General features: G+C 47.7%; 8 protein-coding genes. All 8 read left to right on the top strand.

Translation table 11 applies throughout. From position 1 onward, the window contains the following. The first annotated feature begins 72 nt into the window (after window positions 1-72). The 8 genes from CHL74_RS14695 to CHL74_RS14730 all read left to right on the top strand — a co-directional run bounded on the left by CHL74_RS14695 (window position 73) and on the right by CHL74_RS14730 (window position 5,220). Complete coding sequence (locus tag CHL74_RS14695; RefSeq protein WP_094881927.1) at window positions 73-759, top strand: hypothetical protein; 687 nt, start codon at window positions 73-75, stop codon at window positions 757-759. Between the two features lie 144 nt (window positions 760-903). Next, entirely contained in the window at window positions 904-1,560 is a 657-nt protein-coding gene (locus CHL74_RS14700; RefSeq protein ID WP_141241356.1) for a hypothetical protein, read from the top strand. Then, window positions 1,557-2,051, top strand: a complete 495-nt coding sequence (locus CHL74_RS14705) for a hypothetical protein (RefSeq protein WP_094881929.1) — start codon at window positions 1,557-1,559, stop codon at window positions 2,049-2,051. The genes CHL74_RS14700 and CHL74_RS14705 overlap by 4 nt, the downstream gene beginning before the upstream one ends. Beyond that, entirely contained in the window at window positions 2,029-2,460 is a 432-nt protein-coding gene (locus tag CHL74_RS14710; RefSeq protein WP_094881930.1) for a hypothetical protein, read from the top strand. Before CHL74_RS14705 ends, CHL74_RS14710 begins: the two co-directional genes overlap by 23 nt. A 57-nt stretch (window positions 2,461-2,517) precedes the next feature. Continuing rightward, window positions 2,518-3,669 carry a hypothetical protein gene (locus tag CHL74_RS14715; protein WP_094881931.1) on the top strand — a complete coding sequence of 384 codons (1,152 nt, stop codon included), beginning with the start codon at window positions 2,518-2,520 and terminating at the stop codon, window positions 3,667-3,669. 229 nt (window positions 3,670-3,898) lie between these two features. After that, entirely contained in the window at window positions 3,899-4,162 is a 264-nt protein-coding gene (locus CHL74_RS15635; protein WP_141241342.1) for a hypothetical protein, read from the top strand. Further along, window positions 4,149-4,559, top strand: a complete 411-nt coding sequence (locus CHL74_RS14725; RefSeq protein ID WP_094881933.1) for an N-acetylmuramoyl-L-alanine amidase — start codon at window positions 4,149-4,151, stop codon at window positions 4,557-4,559. Before CHL74_RS15635 ends, CHL74_RS14725 begins: the two co-directional genes overlap by 14 nt. Before the next feature lie 10 nt (window positions 4,560-4,569). Then, window positions 4,570-5,220 (top strand): membrane protein FAM174 family protein, encoded by a 651-nt coding sequence (locus CHL74_RS14730; RefSeq protein ID WP_094881934.1) that lies wholly within the window; start codon window positions 4,570-4,572, stop codon window positions 5,218-5,220. Window positions 5,221-5,296 lie beyond the last annotated feature (76 nt).

Below are 5,296 nucleotides of genomic sequence, written 5' to 3' on the forward strand. Positions count from 1 at the left end.
CTTAAAACAATTTGCTCGTTAAGAAAAAAAGTATTAATTTTGGCACATTAAAAACCATAAAATCATTCGCTTATGAAGAAACTGTTTTTCATCCTATTTTTAATAGTGTTCTCGTTTGCGATAACTGCAAACGCCAAGAAGCCGAAAGAAAAAGTCGTTTGGTCAAAAGCTGTGCTGACACTCAATGATGGTACTGTACTTAATGGCTATCTGCGAACGGACATTCATTTTATGCAGAAATATGTTCTTTTCAGTGAGACGGAAGAAGGGAAAGATGTGAAATACAAGAATGAAACCATAAAGTCCCTTGTGGTAAAAAATTGTTTTGGTGATGGCAAGGAGACTACATTTATTCCTGTAAAATTGTATTGGAGCGATCAAAAAAAAGTTGCCCCAAAACCAATATTGGCTATTCAAAATTATCAGGGGAAGCATGTCAAGGGGTATATGTATCCTACATTTTTTGATGATACTCGTACAAGTATTAATGCAGGTGTGATGCAGAATGCATCTATGTTTTCTGGAGTATGGTGGTATCTTTATAATGTCGATTCTGACAATACTCGAAACATAAAGTACTGGGATTATTTGTCTAACCGCAAACCACAATCTCTAAAAACTCGCTTAAAAAGAATGAATAAAGATTTCAAAGAATATCCGCAAGTTTGTGAAGCGGTTGAAAAACAAGGTTTGACCGCAGAGCAGATTAGCGAGAACCCCACCATCCTTCTTGAAATTCTTGACAAGAGTCTGCAATAACTCCTTGTCTTTTCCCCCATACAAATGCTTCCGTACTTTCGCAGTATGGAAGCATTTTTCAATTTATCCCTACCCACAGGTTGGCAGTCACTATCTGACAGCCAACTCCAATTTTTCTTCACGCAGCTCTCGCATGATCTGCCAATGGAAGAAATACTCACTCTCTGTCTGTTCAAATGGGCTGACCTAAGGGTGTTGTGCAAGACGCATAACGGCAGCTATCTCGTAAAGCACCGCCAAGCGTCCAAGCAGGAGGCTATGCTCACTATCACACAAGTGCAAGCTACCACGGCTTCATTGGACTTCTTGCGCCAATTCTCTCCATTGCCAGTTCGCATCTCCAAAATAGGAAGAGCAGCTGCTATCGAAGCCGACTTCCAGGGCGTGCCGTTCTCGACATTCATCTCTGCCGACAACTACTATCAGGGCTTTCTTCACACCAAGAACGAGGCTTTATTGAAAGACCTCGCCACGCTTCTGTATCCAAAGGTCAAGTCGCGCCACCTGACAACACCTTTTTTGCTCAACGCCTTCTATTGGTTCTCGTCACTAAAGCATTACTTCGCCCGACTATTTCCACATTTCTTGCAGCCGATGCCAGCCGACGAGCAGAACCTACTTGGCTATGCACCGCCCATCGGCGAGGTGCTACGGACTGCCATGAATGCACAGATTCGTGCGCTCACTGGTGGAGACATTACAAAAGAGGAAGCAGTGCTCTCGATGGACACATGGCGAGCACTCACAGAACTCGATGCTAAAGCGAAAGAAGTAGAAGACATCAAACTACAAACGAAATGACAGACAAGAACATCAATTGGGATGCCACCGCCTTCTTCGCATCCCTTACAGAAACAAACAAGTTCGCCAAGGCCCATGACTTTGTATTCGCAAAGGTCAGCGGACTCGACGGCTTCGAGGAAGCCTTGCAGCAGCTCCAGTCCGCCACGGCTATCATTGCCGTCAGCGATATCAGCCAGGGCTATATCGAGGTGAACAACAGTCCGCACACCCGAAGGGTGAAGACGGTATTCCTTGCTATGCGCCACGCCATCGACGACATGGCAGCACGTCAGCTGTGCATGGACACCATGCGCGAGCTGTTCCGTCAGTTTATGAGCAAGCTCATCCTTGAAAAGACGAAGCAGGAGCAGCATAATATCTATCTCGACTCTCGTATCTCCTTTCAGGAAATCGACCAATACTTTTTCTCAGGCTGCGCCTGTGCTTTCTTCCAAATCGCCGTTGACACTTATACCGATTTACGTTATGACCCAACTGAATGGCAATGACCCACAACTGCAAGAACGTGAAAAGTTCGTTCTTGCCTTCAACGATACGATGCTCAAAATATGGCGTGAGCAAATGACTCTCCTCGGTGTAATTGACACCGGACGTTTGCTTCACAGCCCCAAGTCCCTCCCTGTCCGTGCGGATGGTCGTTTCATTGAGTTAGGACTAAGCCAGTCCTTCCTCGAATATGGCCTTTGGCAGAACTTCGGTACAGGTAAAGAGATTCCAAGAGGTAATCATGGCGACATCGGCCGTGAACGCAAGCGCAAGAAGAAGCCCTGGTTCAGCCGTAAGTACTACGCTTCCGTCATGAACCTCCGTGACTTCCTCTCCCACAACATCGCTCATGAGTTCGTTGGTGTCGTCGCCCAGGCACTCGATGACAAGTATGTGCGCTATAATCACTAACAATGTCTTTTCTCCATCTAAAAGTCAGCCATACCTTTGCTAAAAACAAGCAAAAGTATGGCTGACATTTCATCTATCACATCTCTCATCACCTCATTTCGCAGCGAGACGCGCGAAGAGGCTATAACGCCCGAAGTTCTGGGCGCACTGTTGCAGAAAATCGCTGACCTTTTGGGCAAAGCTGCTCTGCAGACGGACGTGAGTCGCCTTGATAATTGGCGCTCGGATCTTGCACGCATCGGCTATGTGCTGACATCGCTCACCATCGGCTCGGACGACCGCAACAACGTGTATTTCACATTGGGAAAGGCGAACCTCTCTACTGGAATCAATCAAATTGCAAACAATTCCATTCTCATACGCCAAGCCACTACCGAGCGTGCCGGTGTCATGCGTGCGCAGCAGGTGCAGGACTTGAACAAATGCAAGTCCGAGCTGTCTTCATGCATCGCTTCTATGAATAAGGTGCAGGAGGCTCTTGTGAATTTTCAAAAGGCTACTCAGAGTCTGAGCCTGCGCATTTCAAAGAACAATATTGAAATCGGAAACAACGCTGAAAGCATACAAGTTCTTCAATCTGACCTCAAATCGCTTGCGTCGCAGATAAAATCGTTGCAAACTGACATTCAGAAGTTTGCCACGATGAAACAGGCTACGCAGATGCACATTGAATGTATCATCACTGACAGTACTCTTGTGATACAGGATGCCTACCGTTATATCCGGCAAGGGCTTACACCGGTCATTTTCCGACACTCGGTGCGTACAAGTCGCAAGCAGGAGGATGAAAACGGTGTGCGTGAGTATCTTCCACGGCGACGTGGTTGGAACCGCTTTTATGACGACCGAAAGATTAGTGTGAATAATGGCGACGAGATTTCTTTTCGCCTGGATAAGGAGGGCGACCAGAACAGAGGCAAGTATTTTACGAAGCCTGATGTGTTGTTCGGCGACTGCCGTGCCGTCATCGACCCCAATACGCAAAGGCTTTCGGAAGTGCGCGTTTACTTTGGCAAACGCTCCTATAACATTCTCGGTATCAACCGACATTTCCGCTTCGCCATCGGATTTTACAAGAAGTCTAAAGATTACGGTCCGTTCCAGTTCGGAGAACTCCGAACTAACCTCGCTGAGTTCAAGGTAATTGCAAGAGCTGATAGAGTTGATGGTAGCAACAATTACAAACTCACCTTCAATTTCAGTATGTAAACGAAAAGAGCCATGGTTTCTCCGCAAGGAGGCCACCACAGCTCGGATGCAAAATGGTGTTCGCGACACCACGCTGCCAAAGAGCAATGGTCCAATCGACCACAACTCAATCGCAAAGATAATGCAAATCGAATGCAGAACAACAAGCGTGCTTGATTGTTATGCTGAGATGCAGCTTATCTTATACAAAGATAACCACATCATATTAACTCTCAAAAGACAATTCATTATGACAAAAGAAACTAAGGAAAACGTGCAGATTGTATCTGCCATAGCTATGCTCATCGGTGGATTTCTCCTCGCTGTCGCAGGATTCATCGTACCGCCCACTGGACAAATACACGAGTCTGTCCTGGGTGTATTCGCAGAGTGTCTAATCTACGCCGGGTCTATCTTCGGTGTCACTATCTACATACAGACTAAGTATGCAGAACTACGCTCGTACCTCGACGACAAACTGAAACGGAAGGAGGAGAAGGATGCGCAAGATTGACCTCATCATCATCCATTGCTCTGCCACGCCTGAAGGCAAGGACTTCACCACGGCAGATATCGATCGCTGGCATCGGCAGCGAGGCTTTGCCTCCATCGGATATCACTTCGTCATCTACCGCGACGGCTCTGTGCATCATTGCAGACCGCTCGCACAAGTGGGAGCGCACTGTCAAGGGCACAACGCCCATTCCATAGGCATCTGCTATATCGGTGGTTTGACCGCCGACGGCAAACACCCTAAGGACTCTCGCACGGAAGAGCAGAAATCCGCATTGGTGGCACTTCTTCGTAAACTCAGAGTGCAATTCCCCAATGCCAAAATACGAGGACATCGAGATTATGCAGCCAAGGCATGCCCATCATTCGATGCCACTGCAGAGTATGCCAACATCTAAACCCTACGATATGAAACATATCCTAATCCTTATTCTTTGTGCATTTGTACTGGCGTGCAAGAGCACAAAGACAGCATCGTCCTCCAATGAAAGTGAGCGAAACGCCGTTTCGCAAGCTCAATGGCGATCCGCTCAGAATCTTTCATTCAGTTCCCTACAGAGGCTTACCGCCCTTTCATTCGATAGCTGCGTCTTCACATTCGGGGGTGTCGACACGTCGGCAACCCCTCAATGTTCCGACCTAAGCTATCCATCGGGCAAGCCCCTGTCCAATGACAAGGCAAAGCCTCCATCTTACCACGGCAAGCCTTCAGCAATAAGTCACGGCAAGCCGTCCTCTCTCAGGCTCTACGGACTTCACCTTTCCCAAGAGGAAAAGGAGGAGTCCGCAGCTGCACAGCAGGTGGAAGACAGCATCGCAATAGCGAAGCAGTCTTCATCCGACAAGTCGCTGGAAATCATCAAGTCAAGGTCTTCAGTTCCCTTCACGGCAAAGCTCGCTATTGCCGTCCTGATGATGATAACGGCAGTAGCCGTCATTTTCTTTATCCGTCGCTATCTCGCCGGCAGACGACACTTCGGTCACAGGCTCCCGAATTCATTACCAGGTAGCTCCGGCGGTGCATTGTTCGGTGGCGAGGACAAGCCATTGCATGGCTAAGTGAAATTGTGGGGTGTTCCATTGCGTTCCGTCGCTTTGGGCTTCTGTTGCAAAATAAGTATGCCACTTCCCTGAT

Source organism: Prevotella sp. 885, assembly GCF_002265625.1.
In the GTDB taxonomy this organism is placed as follows: Bacteria; Bacteroidota; Bacteroidia; order Bacteroidales; family Bacteroidaceae; genus Prevotella.

Bases quoted from the DNA above. Each gene is read 5' to 3' on its own strand.
- CHL74_RS14730 (WP_094881934.1), top strand. From the start codon at position 4,570: ATGAAACATATCCTAATCCTTATTCTTTGTGCATTTGTACTGGCGTGC.
- CHL74_RS14715 (WP_094881931.1), top strand. From the start codon at position 2,518: ATGGCTGACATTTCATCTATCACATCTCTCATCACCTCATTTCGCAGC.
- CHL74_RS14725 (WP_094881933.1), top strand. From the start codon at position 4,149: ATGCGCAAGATTGACCTCATCATCATCCATTGCTCTGCCACGCCTGAA.
- CHL74_RS14695 (WP_094881927.1), top strand. From the start codon at position 73: ATGAAGAAACTGTTTTTCATCCTATTTTTAATAGTGTTCTCGTTTGCG.
- CHL74_RS14700 (WP_141241356.1), top strand. From the start codon at position 904: ATGGAAGAAATACTCACTCTCTGTCTGTTCAAATGGGCTGACCTAAGG.
- CHL74_RS14710 (WP_094881930.1), top strand. From the start codon at position 2,029: ATGACCCAACTGAATGGCAATGACCCACAACTGCAAGAACGTGAAAAG.
- CHL74_RS14705 (WP_094881929.1), top strand. From the start codon at position 1,557: ATGACAGACAAGAACATCAATTGGGATGCCACCGCCTTCTTCGCATCC.
- CHL74_RS15635 (WP_141241342.1), top strand. From the start codon at position 3,899: ATGACAAAAGAAACTAAGGAAAACGTGCAGATTGTATCTGCCATAGCT.